Raw genomic sequence first — 16,594 nt, 5'->3', positions numbered from 1 at the left:
GAAGCGGCGCCCGCACCGGCGATCCTCGGAAGGATGCCGGCGCGGGCGCCGCTTCGCTCAGGCGCGGGTCGTCAGTTGCCCGAGCGCCGCTTGTTGTAGACGTCGAAGGCGACGGCCAGCAGGAGCACGAGACCCTTCACGGCCTGCTGCCACTCGATGCCGATGCCCATGATCGACATGCCGTTGTTCAGCACACCGATGATCAGACCACCGATGATCGCGCCGCCGATGGTGCCGACACCACCCTGCACCGCCGCACCGCCGATGAAGGCCGCGGAGATCGCCTCGAGCTCGAATCCGTCACCGGCCTTGGGCCCGGCGAGGTTCAGTCGGGCGGTGAAGATGAGACCGGCGAGAGCGGCGAGCACGCCCATGTTGACGAACAGCCAGAAGTCCGCGCGGCGCGTCTTGATGCCCGAGAGCTCGGCCGCGTGGCGGTTGCCGCCGATCGCGTAGATGTGACGGCCGAACACGGTGCGGTTCATGACGATGCCGTACACCAGCACCAGCACCGCGAGCACGATCAGGGTGACGGGGATGCCCTTGTACGAGGCGAGGGCCCACGTGAACCACCCGATGACGACCGCGATGAGGGCGAGCTTCGCGACGAACCAGACGAGCGGCTCGACGTCCTGCGAGTACTTCTGGCGTCCGGCGCGAGTCCGCCACTGCTGCACGATCAGCGCGACGATGCCGAGCGCACCGATGACGAGGGTGAACAGGTCGGGATCGGATTCACCGAAGATGCCCGCCAGGAAGCCGTTGCCGAGCGCTCGATACTCGGTGGGGAACGAGCCGATGTTCGCGTTGCCCAGCACCACGAGCGCGAGACCGCGGAAGATGAGCATGCCCGCCAATGTCACGATGAACGCGGGTATGCCGACGTAGGCCACCCAGAAGCCCTGCCAGGCTCCCACGAGCGCGCCGATCAGGAGGGACAGGACGATGGCGAGCCACCACGGCATCCCCATCTTGACCGCCAACACACCGGACACGGCGCCGATGAAGGCTGCGACCGAGCCGACGGAGAGGTCGATGTGGCCGGCGATGATGATCATCACCATGCCGATGGCCAGCACCAGGATGTAGCCGTTCTGGACGACCAGGTTCGACAGGTTCTGCGGGCGCAGCAGGATGCCGTTGGTGAGGATGGCGAACAGGGCGACCACCGCGATCAGCGCGATGAAGATGCCGTTCTTGCCGAGGTCGGCGAGGATGTGTCCGATCCAGCGCGTGAAGCGGTTCTCGGTCGGGTTGAGCCCGCCGCCGGCGGCGGTTTCAGGGGCGTTGTTCTGAGACATTCGAGGATCTCCTGCGGCCCCGCTCAGCGGGGCTTCTCCATGGTCATGAGTTTGAGGACCGACTCGGGAGTCGCGTCGGCGATGGGCAGCTCACCGGTGATGCGCCCCTCGGAGAGGGCGTACACGCGGTCGGAGATGCCGAGCAGTTCGGGCAGCTCGGACGAGATCACGATGATCCCCTTCCCCGCTGCGGCGAGCTTGTTGATGATCGTGTAGATCTCGTACTTCGCCCCCACGTCGATGCCACGCGTGGGCTCGTCGAGGATGAGCACCTCGGGGTCGGAGTAGATCCACTTCGACAGCACGACCTTCTGCTGGTTGCCGCCCGAGAGCTTCCCGGTCTTGGCGAGGACGGTCGGCGCCTTGATGTTCATGCTCTTGCGGTACTGGTTCGCGACGGAGAACTCCTCGTTGTCGTCGACCAGCCCGGCCTTCTCGAGCTTCTTCAGCGACGCCATCGAGATGTTGCGCTTGATGTCCTCGATGAGGTTCAGCCCGTAGGTCTTGCGATCCTCGGTGGCGTACGCGAGCCCGTTGGCGATGGCCTCCGAGACGGTGCGCGTGCGGATCTCCTTGCCGCGCATGAACACCTTGCCCGAGATGCGGGTGCCGTAGCTGTGGCCGAACAGGCTCATCGCGAACTCGGTACGTCCGGCGCCCATGAGCCCGGCGATGCCGACGATCTCGCCCGCCCGGACCGTCACCGAAACGTCGTCGACGACGACGCGGGTGGGGTCCTGCGGGTGGTGCGCAGTCCAATTCTCGACCCGCAGCAGCTCGTCGCCGATCTGCGGCTCGTGATCGGGATAGCGGTGCTCGAGGTCGCGGCCCACCATGTCCTTGATGATGCGGTCCTCGGTGACGTCGTTCTTCGAGATCGTCTCGATCGTCTTGCCGTCGCGGATGACCGTGACGGTGTCGGCGACCTTTTTGATCTCGTTCAGCTTGTGGCTGATGATGATCGACGTGATGCCCTGCTCGCGCAGGCTCAGGATCAGATCGAGCAGGTGGTCGGAGTCCTCGTCGTTGAGCGCGGCGGTCGGCTCGTCGAGGATCAGCAGCTTGACCTCCTTCGACAGGGCCTTGGCGATCTCGACGAGCTGCTGCTTGCCGACGCCGATCTGGTTGACCTTCGTCGTCGGGTTCTCCTTGAGCCCGACGCGACGCAGCAGCTCGGCCGCGGCGAAGTTGGTCTTGTTCCAGTCGATGAGGCCGCCGGCGCCCTTCCGCTCGTTGTTCAGGAAGATGTTCTCGGCGATCGACAGGTACGGGCTGAGCGCCAGCTCCTGGTGGATGATGACGATCCCGCGCGCCTCGCTGTCGCGCAGATTCTTGAACTCGACGGTGTCGCCCGCGTAGACGATCTCGCCGTCGTAGGTGCCGTGCGGGTAGACCCCGGACAGCACCTTCATGAGGGTCGACTTCCCCGCGCCGTTCTCACCGCAGATCGCATGGATCTCGCCGCGCTGGACGGCGAGATTGACATTCGAGAGCGCCTTGACGCCGGGGAAGGTCTTGGTGATCCCGCGCATCTCGAGGATGGTTTCGCTCACGTCTCCGACTTCCTTGTGGGGGTGGATGATTTCTCGGGTGCGGCGGCGGGAGCGGTTCGCTCCCGCCGCCGTTCCGAGGATGGGCGGATGCCGCGGCTCAGAGACCGAGCTCTTCGGCGGTCCAGTAACCGGTGTCGACGAGCGACGACTCCACGTTGTCCTTCACGACGGGAACCGGCGCCAGAAGGAAGGAGGGCACGACCTTGACGTCGTTGTCGTACGTCTCGGTGTCGTTGACCTCGGGCTCCTCGCCCTTCAGAGCGGCGGCGGCCATGTCGGCCGCGACCTTGGCGAGCTCGCGGGTGTCCTTGAAGATGGTCGCGTACTGCTCACCGGCGAGGATCGCCTTGACCGAGTCGACCTCGGCGTCCTGGCCCGAGATGATCGGCCACTCGGCGCCGGTGGAGTATCCCGCACCCTCGAGCGCGGAGATGATGCCTCGCGAGATGCCGTCGTAGGGCGAGAGGACGGCGTCGACCTGCGTGCCGTCGGAGTAGTTGGCCGTCAGGATGTCCTCCATGCGGCTCTGGGCGGTCTCGCCGTCCCAGCGCAGCGTTGCGGCCTGCTCGATGTCGGTCTGACCCGACTTGACCACGAGGGTGCCGTCGTCGATCAGCGGCTCCAGGACCTCCATCGCGCCGTCCCAGAAGAAGAACGCGTTGTTGTCGTCGAGCGAGCCGGCGAACAGCTCGATGTTGAAGGGACCGGCCGGCGCGCCGTCGAGCGGCTTGCCCTCGAGGTCGGTCAGCCCGAGGCCGTTCAGGACCGTCCAGGCCTGCTGACGGCCGACGAGCGCGTTGTCGAACGTCGCGTAGTAGTCGACGTTCTCGGTGCCCTTGATCAGTCGGTCGTAGGCGATGACGGGGATCTCGGCGTCGGCGGCGTTCTGCAGCGCCTCGGTCAGCGTCGTGCCGTCGATCGAGGCCACGATGAGCGCCTCGGCACCCTTGGTGATCATGTTCTCGATCTGCGAGACCTGGGTCGGGATGTCGTCCTCGGCGTACTGGAGGTCGACCTGGTATCCCTGGTCCTCCAGGGCCTTCTTGACGGCGTTGCCGTCCTGGATCCAGCGCTCCGAGCTCTTGGTGGGCATCGCGACGCCGATGAGGCCGCCGTCTCCGCCGCCCTCACCGCCGCCGGCGCCGCCGCCGGTGCTGGAGCATGCCGAGAGCGCCAGGGCGCCGACGGCGAGCGTCGCTGCTGCGTACAGGAACTTCTTGTTCACTGTGTGTCCTTTCCAGTGACTTCACTGTCTTGCGGGAAATGGTGACCGCGCCCCGGTGCGGGGCTACCGGCGGTCGTCGGTGGTCTGTCCGTAAACGTTCTGATACCGGTCGTACAGCGCATCGATCGCGTCCTGCGGAATCGGGAGCAACTCCCCCGCCTGCCGGGCGATGTGGACCGTGCGAGCCACGTCCTCCACCATCACCGCAGCCTTGACCGCATCCTTCGCACTCGACCCGATCGTGAACGGCCCATGGTTCTGCATCAACACCGCCCGGGAACGATGCCCCCGAAGCGTGTCCACGATCCCCCGGCCGATCGAGTCATCACCGATGATCGCGAACGGCCCCACCGGGATCGGCCCCCCGAACTCATCGGCCATCGCCGTGATCACACACGGGATCTCCTCACCCCGCGCCGCCCACGCCACCGCGTACGTCGAATGCGTGTGCACCACACCGCCCACCTCGGGCATGTTCCGATACACATACGCATGCGCCGCCGTATCACTGGAGGGCGACCGGTCACTGCCCGGCGTGCCCGGCACCACATTGCCGTCCAGATCGCACACGATCATGTTCTCCGGAGCCAACTCGTCATACGACACCCCCGACGGCTTGATCACGAACAGATCAGCCCCCGGAACCCGCCCCGACACGTTGCCACCGGTCCACACGACCAGCCCGTAACGCACCAGCTCCGCGTGCAACGACGCCACCTCGGCCCGAACCCGCGCCACCGCGACTTCGACCTTCACGCCGTCGACGTACTCGCTGCTGATCGCTGCGTTGCGTGCCACTCGAGTGCTCCTTCGCCCGGCCACCATCGGCGGGCCTCGATCGTGTGACGATCGATGTGACCGTTCACATTGCGACACTATAGCCACGGTCCGAACGGGAGTGTCAACTCCCGGCGTGTCTCGGATCGATAACGACGACTCAGCGGCGCGGCCCGGTGGACGAGCGAACGACCAGCTCGGGCACGAGCACCGCCGGGTCCACCTCGCCCGAGCCCTGGCCGAGCAACAGATCCACGCAACGACGCCCCAGCTCGGCGAAGTCCTGACGCACGGTCGACAGCGGCGGCCAGAAGTGCGCGGCCTCGGGGATGTCGTCGAACCCGATGATGCTGATGTCGCGCGGGCAGTCCAGCCCCTCATCGCGGATGGCGTGCAGGAGCCCGAGCGCCATCTGATCGTTCGACGAGAAGATCGCTGTGAAGTCACGGACCCGGAGCAGCTCGCGCCCGGCGTAGTAGCCGAATTCGGCCGTCCAGTCGCCTAGCACCGGCGCCGTCGTCGGGATGTCGGAATCGCTCATCTCCTCGAGGAATCCGCGCATCCGCGCCTCAGCCTCGATCCAGTCCTGGGGGCCGGCGATGTGGTAGATCGACCGGTGGCCGAGCTCGATGAGGTGCCGTGTGGCCAGCCGGGCGCCGGCGATCTGGTCGACCGACAGGGCGTGGCCGGGATCCACCTCGGTGGACTGCAGCGTGACGTACGGGATGCCGATTGGCTGGGCGGCCAGGGCACGGAACACGCGCACCTGCGGCGCGATCACGACGAGTCCCTCGACCGCCTGGGCCACCAGGTGCGCGAGCCCGGCCTGGATCGAGCTCGGATCCCGGGCGTCGACGTTGGCGGTGGAGACCCAGTAGCCGCGTTCGCGCGCGGCCGCCTCGATCGCCGCGATCGAGGACGCGGGACCGTACTGGGTCGCCGACGACGTCAGCACTCCGATCGTGTGCGACCTGCTCGTGACGAGCGCGCGGGCCGCCCGATTGGGGCTGTAGTCCAGTTCCGCCATGACCGCGAGCACGCGATCCTTCGTCTCCGCGCGGATGCTCGGATGATTGTTGAGCACGCGCGAGACCGTCTGATGCGATACACCGGCCAGACGCGCGACATCGCGAATGCTCGGGCGACGGCCCGTAGCGTCTTCGCTCATGGTTCCTCCGGCCCGATGCGCACGTTCACATCGGCTCGTGCCCATTATGCACCGCGGGTTTCGAAAACACGTGGTCCGCTCTATGTGACAGTCACACGGAGCGCTCCGCGGCCATGTGACGACCGCGGTTCGCGTCACACCAGCGGCGAGAAGCCCTCCCGCCCCGACACCGCCGTATGCTGACCGCATGTCCGACCTGGCGCGCTTCCTGCCTTTGAGTCACCGGTCGGCGGATGACGCCGCGGCGGCCCCCTCCGACCGTCGTGGGCAGATCGCGACGGTGGTCGCCCTCGCAGCCTCCGCGCTCGACGGTGCTCCATTCGATCGCCGCCGCGCCTTCGTCGACGAAGCAGGCCTGTCGGGCGACGGCGACGGCGCTTCCCTCGCCGAACTCGCCGGCCGTATCGCGCGGGGGCGACGGCGCAGCGTCCGAGAACTCACGGCGGTCGCGCGTGCCTACCTCCGTTTGCCGAGCGACCGGCGTCCGCTCCCGTTCGATATCGCGGGCGCGGTCGCGCTCGCGGCCTCGACGAGCGCCCCGTTCGCACGACGGGCCGCCATCGCAGGCCACACCGTGCGCGCGACCGACGCCGGCTGGACCTTCGGTCGCGGACCCGAGATCTCGGCGAGCGCCGACGAGATCGTCGCGTTCCTCACCGGCGTCTCCGATTCGCCGCCCCGGCGTTCCCCCGTCAGCTGAGTCGCAGCAGGTCGCGGTAGAACTCGATCCCGCGAAGCCACACGTGCACACGGATCCGCTCGTCGTGCGCGTGAAGCGCTTCGCGCTCGGAGGCGGTCAGCCGGAACGGCGCGAATCGGTAGACGTTCTCGCAGATCGCGGTGAACCACCGACTGTCGCTCGCCCCGAGCTGCAGGTACGGCGTGGCGACGACGTCCTCGCCGAGAGCGGAACCGACCGCACTCGCGATCCGGCGCCATCCCTCGCCGCGCCAGGGTGACACGGGCGATGGGTCCGAGCCGTGGCGAACCTCGATCTCGATCCGGGGATCAGCGATCGCTCGCCGCACGCGCTCGGTTGCCGCAACAACCGAGTCGCCCGTGAGCAGGCGGATGTTGACGGCTGCTCGAGCAGCCGTGGCGAGCACGTTCTCACCGTCCGCCCCGTCGAGCTCCGTCACGACCGCGGTCGTGCGCACCAGTGCGTTGGTCTCGGCGCCGAAGCGAGGCAGCGCCCGCGCGAGCAGCGCTCCGGTGACGGAGAGGTTGGTGAAGATGGAGCGGAACGGCTCGCGGGCGAATGGCGCCAGGGTGCGGAACATCGCCCGCACCGGCGGCACGAGCCGCACGGGCGCCGGGTGTCGATGCAACCGGTCGATCGCCCGCGCCAGTCGCGCGGTGGCCGGCAGCGGGGGCGGAGTGGACGCGTGCCCTCCCGCCTCGCGCGCCGTGAGCCCGAGCGTCATCACCCCGCGCTCGGCGACGCCGATCATCGCGGTCTCGACGTCGACGCCGGGCACGGCACCCGAGACGACTGCCCCGCCCTCGTCGAGGACGAGCGCCGGCCGGACGCCACGGGAGCGCAGCACCTCCACGATCGCGGGAGCACCGAGACCGGCGACCTCCTCATCGTGCCCGAAGGCGAGATACACGTCGCGCGCCGGCCGCCATCCTTCCCCGACGAGAGCCTCGACGGCTTCGAGAATCGCCACCAGTGCGCCCTTATCGTCGATCGCACCGCGCGCATGGATCGTCCTCTCCTCGCCCTCGCCGGCCAGGACGGCGTCGAATGGCGGATGCATCCATTCGCCGGGAACGACCGGAACGACGTCGTAGTGCGCCATGAGTACGAGCGACGCGTCCGAGGCATGGCCCCGCCACCGGTAGAGCATCGCGTGCTCCCCCACCGTCTCGTACTCGAGCTCGTCGTGCAGGCGCGGGTAGAGCCGACGCACCGCTTCGCGGAAGCGCACGAGCTGAGCCCCATCGGACGAGGCCGGCTCGGCGTGCGAGACGGTGGGGATCCGCAACAGCTCGCGGAAGCGATCGACGGCAGCGGTGTCCACCCTGCGAGACTACGCCGCGCGGGTCGGTCAGCCGCTGGCTAGGCTCGCGTTATGACGAATCAGACGACGTCCGGCAGCTCCGACACCGGCCTGCGATGGGGCATTCTGGCGACCGGCGGAATCGCCCACGCGTTCACCCGCGATCTGCGAACAGCGGGGCGGGAGGTCGTGGCAGTCGGCTCACGCACACAGGACTCGGCGACGCGCTTCGCCGAGGAATACGGCATCCCCCACGCTCACGGCTCGTACGAGCAGCTCGCGGCCGACCCCGACGTCGACATCATCTACATCGCCACCCCGCATCCGGGTCATCGCGACGCCGCCGCGCTCGCGATCCAGCACGGCAAGCACGTGCTCGTGGAGAAGCCGTTCACCCTCAACCGTGACGAGGCCGTGGCGCTGCGCGATCTGGCAGCCGACGCGGGCGTCCTCGTCATGGAGGCGATGTGGACTCGCTACCTCCCGCACATGGTCCGCCTGCGCGAGATCGTCGCCGCCGGAACCTTGGGCGAGGTCCGGACGGTGTTCGCCGATCACACGCAGCGGATCTCCGACGATCCCACGCACCGTCTCAACGATCTCTCGCTGGGTGGCGGCGCGCTGCTCGACCTCGGCATCTACCCCGTGTCGTTCGTCTGCGACCTCCTCGGGCTCCCGACGCAGGTGAGGGCGCTCGCGCGGCTGATGGAGACGGGCGCCGACGCCGAGGTCGCGACGGTCATGACCCACCCCTCGGGTGCGGTCTCGACGACCGTGTCGTCTTCCCGCGGGGCCGGGCCGAACACCGCTCACATCGTCGGTACCGAAGCGCGGGTCGAGATCTCGGGCGTCTGGTACGCGGCCACCGACTTCCGCGTCGTATCGCACGACGGCACGATCCTCGAGGAGTACCGCTCGGAGATCGAGGGGCGCGGCATGCAGTTCCAGGCCCTCGAGGCGGAGGCCCTCGTCGCCGCCGGACGGACCGACGGCGACGTTCTGCCGATCGCAGAGACCGTCGCGATCATGGGCGTGCTCGACGATATCCGCGATCAGATCGGCGTGCGCTACCCGCAGGAAGGGTGATCCCGCTCAGGCGGCGAACGGCACCACGCCCACGAGCACCGCGACGGCGAGCATGACGAGCGACACGATCGACGCACGCCACAGCACCTTCTTGTGGTGGTCGCCCAGATTCACGTTCGCCAGCGACACGAGGAGCAGGATGGCGGGCACGAGCGGGCTCTGCAGGTGGACAGGCTGCCCCGTGATCGACGCACGCGCCATCTCGACCGGCTCGATGCCATAGGTCGCGGCGCTCTCGGCGAGGATCGGGAGGATGCCGAAGTAGAAGGCGTCGTTCGACATGAAGAACGTGAACGGGATCGACAGGACGCCCGTGATCACTGCGAGGTGCGGTCCGAGCTGCGACGGGATCACCTCGGTGACCCACGAGGCCATCGCGGCCACCATCCCCGTACCGTTCAAAACGCCCACGAGCACGCCCGCCGCGAGCACCATCGAGACCACGCCGACGATGGAAGGCGCGTGGGCGACGATCTCGTCCGCCTGCTGCTTGAGCTTCGGGAAGTTGATGACGAGGGCGAGCGCCGCACCCACCATGAACACGTACGCGAGCGGGAACAGGTCGAGGACGAGCAGGACCATGACCACGAGCGTGAGCGCGAGGTTGACCCACACCAGGCGCGGACGCAGCGTGGCCCGATTCGGGTCCAGCATCGTGTCGGCCATAGCGGTGTCGCGCTCCTCGACCCACTGCGCCGCCGGAACGGGCTTCCGGCCGCGCACGGTCACGACGTTCCCGGTGCGCAGCGTTGCCAGCGCGCCCGGTCGCGGGTCGGCACCGCGGAAGAGCTTGGGCCCACCGAGCACGCCGTCTCCCCCGCCGAGACGGGACGTGTCGATGCTGCCGGCGAGCCGTCGACGCTCCGAAAGTCCCAGGAACCAGGCGAAGGTCAGCGAGACGACGATGCCTGCCGCGAGCGAGGGCAGCATCGGCACGAACACGTCGGTCGGCTGCAGACCGAGCGCCGACGCCGCACGCACAGTCGGCCCGCCCCACGGGACGATGTTCATCGTGCCGTTCATCAGGCCCGCGACGCAGGTGAGCACGACGGGACTCATACCCAGGCGGAGGTATATGGGCAGCATCGCCGAGGTCGTGATGATGAACGTGGTCGAGCCGTCGCCGTCCAGCGAGACCACCGCCGCGAGCACAGCGGTCCCGAGCACGACCTTGGCGGGATCGTCCTTGAGCACGCGGGTGATCACCCGGATGAGGGGGTCGAAGAGCCCCACGTCGATCATGATGCCGAAGTACATGATCGCGAACATCAGCAGAGCCGCGGTCGGCGCCATGCTCGTGATGGCGTCGATGATCATGTCGCCGAGCCCCAGGCCGGCGCCGGCGAAGAGGCCGAATGCCGTCGGCACGATGATGAGCGCGACCATCGGGGTGAGCCGGCGCGTCATGATGAGCGCCATGAAGGTCAGCACCATCGTGAACCCGAGCGCGACGAGAACGCCCTCGGGCGGGATGAAGGCGAGGTCGTACCCCTCTTCGGCCGCGGCGGCGGCCACGAGGTTCACAGGATTTGTCATGTCGACTCCTTCGTCGGCGGGCGCACGGCCCCACGGTGCGATCGGTCGAATCTAGGTCGCTTCGCCGTCGACCCGCGCGCTTGGGCTCATTCCGGCGACTTGAGCGCGTAGCGTGTGTTCTGCGCATTCTGCGCGCGAGCAAGGGGAGGTCGGATGCGCTTCACGACGCGGCTCTTCCTCGTGCAGCTCGGCGTCGTCGCGACCGTGCTGCTCGTGTGCACGGCGGCGTTCGCGGTGATCGCGGTGACGCAGGTGCGAAACGCCGCGGAAGAGAGCGCACTCAACATCGCGCGCTCAGTCGCAGCGACCCCGGAGGTGCGCACCGCCGTCGCCCGGTGGTCCGACGACCCCGGTACCCCGGATGCTGCCGACCTCGTCGGCGGATCGTTGCAGAGCACGGCTCTCGCGATCGCCGAGCGCACGGACGCGCTCTTCGTCGTGATCACCGACGACCACGGCATCCGGCTCGCCCACCCCGATCCGCGTCGTCTCGGCGAGACCGTGTCGACCCCGTTCGACCGCGTTCTCGGCGGCGAGGAGGTCGTCGACTGGGAGGTCGGAACCCTCGGGCGCTCCGCACGCGCCAAGGTGCCCGTCCTCCCGCCCGACGGCGGCGAGCCGGTGGGTGAGGTGAGTGTGGGTTTCGAAGAGGGCAGCGTGCTCGACGACCTGCCGTCCGTGCTTCTCGCGATCGGGATCGCCGCGCTTCTTGCACTCGGCATCGGCATCGCCGCGGGCTCGGTTCTGCGACGCCGCTGGGAGAAGACGACGCTCGGTCTGCAGCCCGAGGAGCTGACCGCGCTGGTGCAGCAGCAGAGCGCGGTCCTCGACGGCATCGGAGACGGCGTGCTCGCCCTCGACGAGAACGGTGTCGTGCGGGTCGCTTCGACGACTGCCGAACAGCTGCTCGGTCTCGAGCGCTCCGTGGGGCAACCGCTCTCCGCTCTGCCCCTGCCCGCGCCTGTCGTCTCCGCGATCATGGAAGGGCTTCCGCTGCACCGTGTCGTCGTAGGCCACCGCGTGCTGGCCGTTGACGTGCATCCGGTGCGGCGCGGTGGCCGCGAGCTCGGGGACGTGGTGATCGTTCGGGATCACACGGATGTCGCCGAGCTCGGCGAACAGCTCTCGTCGGTTCAGACCGTGACCGGGGCGCTGCGGGTGCAGCGGCACGAGTTCTCGAACCGCCTGCATGTCGCCGCAGGCCTGATCGACGCCGAGCGGGTCGGCGACGCCCGAGCGTTCCTCGACGAACTCCTCGAGCGCGGCAGCGTTCCGATCGCCGTCGCCGGCATCGAGCGGGTGGACGACCTGTTCCTCCAGGCGCTCCTCGCGGCGAAAGCGACCGAAGCAGCCGCGAGCGGAGTGAGCATCGCCGTCGGCGAAGACACCCTCGTCCTCGGAGAGCTCGCGCGTGTCGAGGATGCCGCGGCCGTCATCGGGAATCTCATCGACAACGCCGTCGCCGCCGCGGCGCGTGAAGCCGAACCCCGCTGGGTAGAGGTCACCTTCTTCGGCGACGGCGACGCGCTCGTGACGACCGTCGCCGACTCGGGGTCCGGTGTGGCGGACGGCCGCGATGTCTTCGCGCCGTCTGCGGAGCCGGGCGACGACCGCGTGCGCGGACGCGGGATCGGCCTGCCGCTCTCGCGCGAGCTGGCGCGCCGTCTCGGCGGCGACGTGTGGCTGATCGATCCGGGCGGCCGCGGCTCCGCGGCATCCGGAGCGGTTTTCGCCGCCCGGCTGCCGGGCGTGCTGCGCACCGCGGCGCCCGACACGACCGCGACTACCGAGCCGACCGCACCCCGCCCCGAGGAGGACGACTCATGACCACGACAGCCCCGCTCCGGGTCCTCGTCGTCGACGACGACTTCCGCGTCGCGGATCTCCACCGCGACGCCGTCGACGCGGTTCCCGGGTTCCGCGCGCTCGAGCCGGCCCGGTCGATCGGCACAGCTCGCTCCGCGATCGCCGAGCACCGCCCCGACCTCGTTCTCATCGACAACTACCTGCCCGACGGCGAGGGCGTCGAGCTCGTGCGCTCGATCGACACCGATGCCATCGTGCTGTCGGCGGCCTCCGATGCCGAGACGGTGCGCCGCGCCCTGCGTGCGGGGGCCATCGGCTACCTGATCAAGCCGTTCGATTCCCGCGCTCTCCGCGAGCGCCTGGAGCGGTACGCCCGCTACCGGAACGTCCTCGACACCGCCGACGTGGAGCAGGACGACATCGATCGCGCCCTGTCGATCGTCCACGGCGGTCCCGCCACCACGACGCGCTCGGCGACCGAGCAGATGATCCTCACGACCCTCGGGGCGCGGGAGGCATCGGCGGGCGAGATCGCGACCGAATGCGGTATCTCACGGGCGACGGCTCAGCGCCACCTCGCGGCGATGGCCGCGCGCGGGGTCGTCGACGTGCGGTTGCGTTACGGATCGACGGGCCGCCCGGAGCACCGTTACGCAGCGTCGCGCGGTTGACGCGTCGACCACCAGGCCCACGTGACGAGAACGGGCTGGAAGAAGAGCCGGACGAATCGACGCCGATCGGTGTCGAGCCCGAAGGCGCTGCGTCCCTTTCGCCACTGATCGATGTTGCCGGGGAAGACGGCGATGAAGAACGCGGCGAGCAGCGCACCGATGCGCGAGCGCTCGCGCGGCAAGGCGAGCAGCGCCACCCCGAACAGTGCCTCCACCGCTCCGGAGGCGACGACGACGCCATCACGATCGATCGGGAGCTTCTCGACGACCGCGTCAGGCACCTGGGCCTGGAAGTCACGGCGCGCCCAGAACAGGTGGCTCAGGCCGGCGAAGATCATGGCGCCGGCGAGCAGCCAGCGGAGCGCGGTTCTCATGCGTTCAGTCTGCGCGCTCCACGGCCGCCCGGCGAACCCTTGCTTTCTCCGCACTAGGCTTACCCGGGTGTCCGGCGCGCTCGATCTTTCCCTTCTCCGCCGCTGGCCCGACGTCGAAGCGCCCGGTCTCGTCGCCGCCGATGCCGCCGATCTCCTGATCCTGGATGAATCGGAATCTGCCCGCGCCGAAACGGGCCCCGACGAGGTCACCGTCATCGGAGACAGCTACGGCGCGCTCACCCTGGGCGCTGCGGCCGCCGGAGCCGAGGGCATCCGAGTCCACCAGGACCCCCTCAGCGGCGAGGCCGCTCTCGCCGCGAACGCGAAGCGTCTCGTCCCCCAGGCGACATTCACCTCTCTCCCGCTCGATGCCGCGCTCGTCGCGGGCGCGCGAGTCGTGCTGCTTCGGCTGCCACGCTCGCTAGATGCTCTCGCCGACATCGCCGCCACCATCGCGGCGGCGGCCTCCCCCGACGTCGTCGTCTACGCCGGAGGGCGAATCAAGCACATGACGGTCGCGATGAACGACGTTCTCCGCGGCTCCTTCGAGCGCCTCGACGTCACGCATGCGCGTGGGAAGTCCCGGGTGCTCGTCGCCCGCGGTCCACTCCCGCAGACGACGCTTCCCGAGGCGCGATCTGGACGCAGCGACGGGATCGAGATCCGTGCGTACGGCGGCGCGTTCGCGGGTCCGCGCCTCGACATCGGGACACGACTCCTCCTCGCGAACCTGCCCGAGATCGCACCGGGCGGAACGGCAGACGACCCGTGGATCGACTTCGCCTGCGGCACGGGAGTCGTCGCGGCCGCGTGGGCCACCCGTCACCCCGACGTCCGCGTGTATGCCTCGGATCAATCGGCCTCAGCCGTGGCGTCCGCGGCGGCCACGATGCGGGCCAACGGTGTGTCCGAGCGCGTCGAGGTGGTACGCGATGACCTGCTCGCCCGGCGCCCGGATGCGAGCGCGTCGCTGATCGCGCTGAACCCGCCGTTCCATTCCGGTGCCGCGGTGAGCGACCGCATCGCCCCGCGCTTGTTCCGCGACGCGGCGCGTGTGCTGCGGCCGCGCGGCGAACTGTGGTGCGTCTGGAACTCCGCGCTGCAGTACCGAGCGGAGCTCGAGCGCGTTGTCGGCCCCACCCGGCAGGTGGCCCGAGACCCGAAGTTCACGGTCACGGTGTCCACGCGCCGCTGACCGTCTCAGTGGTAGCGGCCGCTGTAGGCGTTGATCGCCTGCTGCCCGCCGAGGTGCGCATAGAGCACGTTCGAGTCAGCGGGGATGTCGCGGGAAGAGACCAGGTCGATCAGACCCGCCATGGACTTTCCCTCGTAGACCGGGTCGAGGATGACTCCTTCCAGGCGCCCCGTGAGGTAGATCGCCTCATCCGTCGAGCCCACGGGGATGCCGTAGCGCTCCCCCGCCCAGCCCTCGAGAACCTGGATCTCATCCTCGTGCAGCTCACGGCCGACACCGATCAGCTCCGCCGTGCGACGCGCGATCCGGCCAACCTGGTCACGGGTCTTGTCGATCGTGGCCGAGGCGTCGATGCCGAGGACCCGCCGGGGACGGTCACCGAAGTTCTCCGCGAGGTCGGCGAACCCGGCCACCATCCCGGCGTGGGTCGACCCCGTCACGGTGCAGACGACGATCGTGTCGAAGAACACACCGAGCTGCTCTTCCTGCTGGCGCACCTCGTGCGCCCAATTGGCGAACCCGAGTCCGCCGAGGCGGTGATCACTCGCGCCTGCCGGGATCGCATAGGGCTTGCCGCCGGAGGCCTCCACATCGGCGATCGCTTCCTTCCACGAGTCTCGGAATCCGATGTCGAAGCCCGCGGGCGACAGGCGGACATCCGCTCCCATGAGCCGCGAGAGCAGGATGTTGCCGACCCGGTCGTTGACAGCGTCCGGCCAGTCGACCCAGTTCTCCTGAACGACGACGGCCTTCAGCCCCAGGTGCGCCGCGACCGCCGCCACCTGGCGAGTGTGGTTCGACTGGATCCCGCCAATGGAGACGAGCGTGTCGGCGCCCTGAGCGAGAGCCTCCGGAATGATGTACTCGAGCTTGCGAGTCTTGTTGCCGCCGTATGCGAGGCCGCTCGACACGTCTTCTCGCTTCGCCCAGACACGGGCACCCCCGAGATGGGCTGAGAGGCGATCCAGCGGGTGCACGGGGCTGGGTCCGAAGGTGAGCGGGTGACGAGGGAAGTCGGCGAGGGACATCGGTTCTCCTGGGGTCGGGTGGAGCTCAGGCGGGATCGGGATGGGTCAACAGTCGTTCGAGCGTCAGCCAGTTCTCACGCGTCGCTGCAGCGGCCGCCTCGCCCTCGCCGGTGGCGCAGAGCTCGATGATGCGGGCATGGGCCGCCACCGAGTCGCGGCCGGCGAGGCTCGAGAACCGAGCACGCTCCAGGCGTCGCAGAAGGGGTGTCACCTGCTCGAGCAGAGTGCCCAGAAGAGGGTTGGCACTCGCCGAAACCGCGACGCGATGGAAGTCGTCGTCGGCCGCGAGCGCTGCGTCGATGTCATCCGCGCGCAGTGCGTCCGCGAACCGGTCGTTCGCAGCACGCATCGCATCGAGGTCCGACGCCGTGAGCTGGCGCACTCCCTCGCGCACCGCCAACTCATGCAGTGATGCCGCAATACGCTGCGCCGAGAGAGCCTCGCGCTCATCGAGCGGCGCCACCTCCGTGGCCTTCGCCCGCCGCGTCCGGACGAGCCCCGCGGCCTCCAGACGGGCGATCGCCTCACGAATCGGCGTACGGCTGACCCCGAGCCACTCCTCGAGCTCGCTATCGCGGAGACGAGCGCCCGGCTCGAGCCTGCCACTCACGATCGCGTCGCGAAGCGCCGTGTACGCGTGGTCGCGCAGAGAGGCTGGGCGAGAGACGGGAACGAGCGGCATGCAATATATTGCACACTACCTGGCTCAGTACGTCAAGCGAACGGCCCCGGGGGCACGAAAAAGGGCCACCCAGCATTGGGTGGCCCTCTTACGAAAGAAGTCCGGCGGTGTCCTACTCTCCCACAGGGTCCCCCCTGCAGTACCATCGGCGCTGTGAGGCTTAGCTTCCGGGTTCGGAATGTAACCGGG

The 16,594-nt window shown here is 68.8% G+C and carries 15 protein-coding genes and 1 rRNA gene; 5 read left to right on the top strand and 11 right to left on the bottom strand.

Annotated elements, in window-relative coordinates:
* Window positions 1-71: 71 nt before the first annotated feature.
* From mmsB to ACLBWJ_RS00060, 5 genes are all read right to left on the bottom strand, one after another.
* The gene (gene mmsB / locus ACLBWJ_RS00080) at window positions 72-1,301 is read right to left on the bottom strand and encodes a multiple monosaccharide ABC transporter permease (RefSeq protein WP_274179564.1); all 1,230 of its coding nucleotides are present in this window, start codon (window positions 1,299-1,301) and stop codon (window positions 72-74) included.
* Window positions 1,302-1,324: 23 nt separating this feature from the next.
* Window positions 1,325-2,854, bottom strand: a complete 1,530-nt coding sequence (mmsA, locus tag ACLBWJ_RS00075; protein ID WP_112617952.1) for a multiple monosaccharide ABC transporter ATP-binding protein — start codon at window positions 2,852-2,854, stop codon at window positions 1,325-1,327.
* Window positions 2,855-2,951: 97 nt separating this feature from the next.
* Window positions 2,952-4,079: a multiple monosaccharide ABC transporter substrate-binding protein gene (gene chvE, locus ACLBWJ_RS00070; RefSeq protein ID WP_181574275.1), complete on the bottom strand. Its 1,128-nt coding sequence runs from the start codon at window positions 4,077-4,079 to the stop codon at window positions 2,952-2,954.
* Window positions 4,080-4,142: 63 nt separating this feature from the next.
* Window positions 4,143-4,835 carry an L-ribulose-5-phosphate 4-epimerase gene (locus ACLBWJ_RS00065; protein WP_269266740.1) on the bottom strand — a complete coding sequence of 231 codons (693 nt, stop codon included), beginning with the start codon at window positions 4,833-4,835 and terminating at the stop codon, window positions 4,143-4,145.
* Between the two features lie 181 nt (window positions 4,836-5,016).
* Window positions 5,017-6,024 carry a LacI family DNA-binding transcriptional regulator gene (locus tag ACLBWJ_RS00060; protein ID WP_114588219.1) on the bottom strand — a complete coding sequence of 336 codons (1,008 nt, stop codon included), beginning with the start codon at window positions 6,022-6,024 and terminating at the stop codon, window positions 5,017-5,019.
* A 187-nt stretch (window positions 6,025-6,211) separates the two neighbouring features.
* On the opposite strand from ACLBWJ_RS00060, the gene ACLBWJ_RS00055 reads away from it, so the two are divergent.
* Window positions 6,212-6,724: a hypothetical protein gene (locus ACLBWJ_RS00055; RefSeq protein WP_274179576.1), complete on the top strand. Its 513-nt coding sequence runs from the start codon at window positions 6,212-6,214 to the stop codon at window positions 6,722-6,724.
* On the opposite strand, the gene ACLBWJ_RS00050 is transcribed toward ACLBWJ_RS00055, so the two are convergent.
* Complete coding sequence (locus tag ACLBWJ_RS00050) at window positions 6,717-8,048, bottom strand: M20/M25/M40 family metallo-hydrolase (RefSeq protein WP_447659556.1); 1,332 nt, start codon at window positions 8,046-8,048, stop codon at window positions 6,717-6,719. The two genes, ACLBWJ_RS00055 and ACLBWJ_RS00050, sit on opposite strands and share 8 nt — an antisense overlap.
* A gap of 51 nt (window positions 8,049-8,099) precedes the next feature.
* Between ACLBWJ_RS00050 and ACLBWJ_RS00045 the strand changes: the two genes are divergently transcribed.
* Window positions 8,100-9,113, top strand: coding sequence for a Gfo/Idh/MocA family protein (locus ACLBWJ_RS00045; RefSeq protein ID WP_112617948.1), 1,014 nt, complete (start codon window positions 8,100-8,102; stop codon window positions 9,111-9,113).
* Window positions 9,114-9,119: 6 nt separating this feature from the next.
* On the opposite strand, the gene ACLBWJ_RS00040 is transcribed toward ACLBWJ_RS00045, so the two are convergent.
* Window positions 9,120-10,649, bottom strand: a complete 1,530-nt coding sequence (locus ACLBWJ_RS00040) for a CitMHS family transporter (protein ID WP_114588223.1) — start codon at window positions 10,647-10,649, stop codon at window positions 9,120-9,122.
* Window positions 10,650-10,802: 153 nt separating this feature from the next.
* On the opposite strand from ACLBWJ_RS00040, the gene ACLBWJ_RS00035 reads away from it, so the two are divergent.
* Both ACLBWJ_RS00035 and ACLBWJ_RS00030 read left to right on the top strand, forming a co-directional pair.
* Window positions 10,803-12,476, top strand: a complete 1,674-nt coding sequence (locus ACLBWJ_RS00035; RefSeq protein WP_447659555.1) for an ATP-binding protein — start codon at window positions 10,803-10,805, stop codon at window positions 12,474-12,476.
* Window positions 12,473-13,126, top strand: coding sequence for a response regulator (locus ACLBWJ_RS00030; RefSeq protein ID WP_269266033.1), 654 nt, complete (start codon window positions 12,473-12,475; stop codon window positions 13,124-13,126). The genes ACLBWJ_RS00035 and ACLBWJ_RS00030 overlap by 4 nt, the downstream gene beginning before the upstream one ends.
* Here ACLBWJ_RS00030 and ACLBWJ_RS00025 read toward each other — a convergent pair.
* Complete coding sequence (locus ACLBWJ_RS00025; protein ID WP_274179570.1) at window positions 13,105-13,500, bottom strand: DoxX family protein; 396 nt, start codon at window positions 13,498-13,500, stop codon at window positions 13,105-13,107. The genes ACLBWJ_RS00030 and ACLBWJ_RS00025 overlap by 22 nt on opposite strands.
* A 67-nt stretch (window positions 13,501-13,567) precedes the next feature.
* Between ACLBWJ_RS00025 and ACLBWJ_RS00020 the strand changes: the two genes are divergently transcribed.
* Complete coding sequence (locus ACLBWJ_RS00020; protein WP_447659554.1) at window positions 13,568-14,695, top strand: class I SAM-dependent methyltransferase; 1,128 nt, start codon at window positions 13,568-13,570, stop codon at window positions 14,693-14,695.
* A gap of 5 nt (window positions 14,696-14,700) precedes the next feature.
* Here ACLBWJ_RS00020 and ACLBWJ_RS00015 read toward each other — a convergent pair whose 3' ends face one another.
* From ACLBWJ_RS00015 to rrf, 3 genes are all read right to left on the bottom strand, one after another.
* The gene (locus tag ACLBWJ_RS00015; RefSeq protein WP_447659553.1) at window positions 14,701-15,723 is read right to left on the bottom strand and encodes a 1-aminocyclopropane-1-carboxylate deaminase; all 1,023 of its coding nucleotides are present in this window, start codon (window positions 15,721-15,723) and stop codon (window positions 14,701-14,703) included.
* A gap of 25 nt (window positions 15,724-15,748) precedes the next feature.
* Complete coding sequence (locus ACLBWJ_RS00010; protein ID WP_269266029.1) at window positions 15,749-16,405, bottom strand: GntR family transcriptional regulator; 657 nt, start codon at window positions 16,403-16,405, stop codon at window positions 15,749-15,751.
* A 99-nt stretch (window positions 16,406-16,504) separates the two neighbouring features.
* Window positions 16,505-16,594 (bottom strand): 5S ribosomal RNA (gene rrf / locus ACLBWJ_RS00005); the annotation flags it as partial.

It is taken from the genome of Microbacterium sp. M4A5_1d, from assembly GCF_053345465.1.
The sequence above is the reverse complement of the archived record's forward strand: the minus strand, read 5'-3'. Positions and strand labels throughout refer to the sequence as shown.

Excerpts from the sequence above, each read along its gene's own strand:
- mmsB (WP_274179564.1), bottom strand. The coding sequence starts at position 1,301 with ATGTCTCAGAACAACGCCCCTGAAACCGCCGCCGGCGGCGGGCTCAAC.
- ACLBWJ_RS00060 (WP_114588219.1), bottom strand. The coding sequence starts at position 6,024 with ATGAGCGAAGACGCTACGGGCCGTCGCCCGAGCATTCGCGATGTCGCG.
- ACLBWJ_RS00055 (WP_274179576.1), top strand. The coding sequence starts at position 6,212 with ATGTCCGACCTGGCGCGCTTCCTGCCTTTGAGTCACCGGTCGGCGGAT.
- ACLBWJ_RS00045 (WP_112617948.1), top strand. The coding sequence starts at position 8,100 with ATGACGAATCAGACGACGTCCGGCAGCTCCGACACCGGCCTGCGATGG.
- ACLBWJ_RS00040 (WP_114588223.1), bottom strand. The coding sequence starts at position 10,649 with ATGACAAATCCTGTGAACCTCGTGGCCGCCGCCGCGGCCGAAGAGGGG.
- ACLBWJ_RS00035 (WP_447659555.1), top strand. The coding sequence starts at position 10,803 with ATGCGCTTCACGACGCGGCTCTTCCTCGTGCAGCTCGGCGTCGTCGCG.
- ACLBWJ_RS00030 (WP_269266033.1), top strand. The coding sequence starts at position 12,473 with ATGACCACGACAGCCCCGCTCCGGGTCCTCGTCGTCGACGACGACTTC.
- ACLBWJ_RS00025 (WP_274179570.1), bottom strand. The coding sequence starts at position 13,500 with ATGAGAACCGCGCTCCGCTGGCTGCTCGCCGGCGCCATGATCTTCGCC.
- ACLBWJ_RS00015 (WP_447659553.1), bottom strand. The coding sequence starts at position 15,723 with ATGTCCCTCGCCGACTTCCCTCGTCACCCGCTCACCTTCGGACCCAGC.
- ACLBWJ_RS00010 (WP_269266029.1), bottom strand. The coding sequence starts at position 16,405 with ATGCCGCTCGTTCCCGTCTCTCGCCCAGCCTCTCTGCGCGACCACGCG.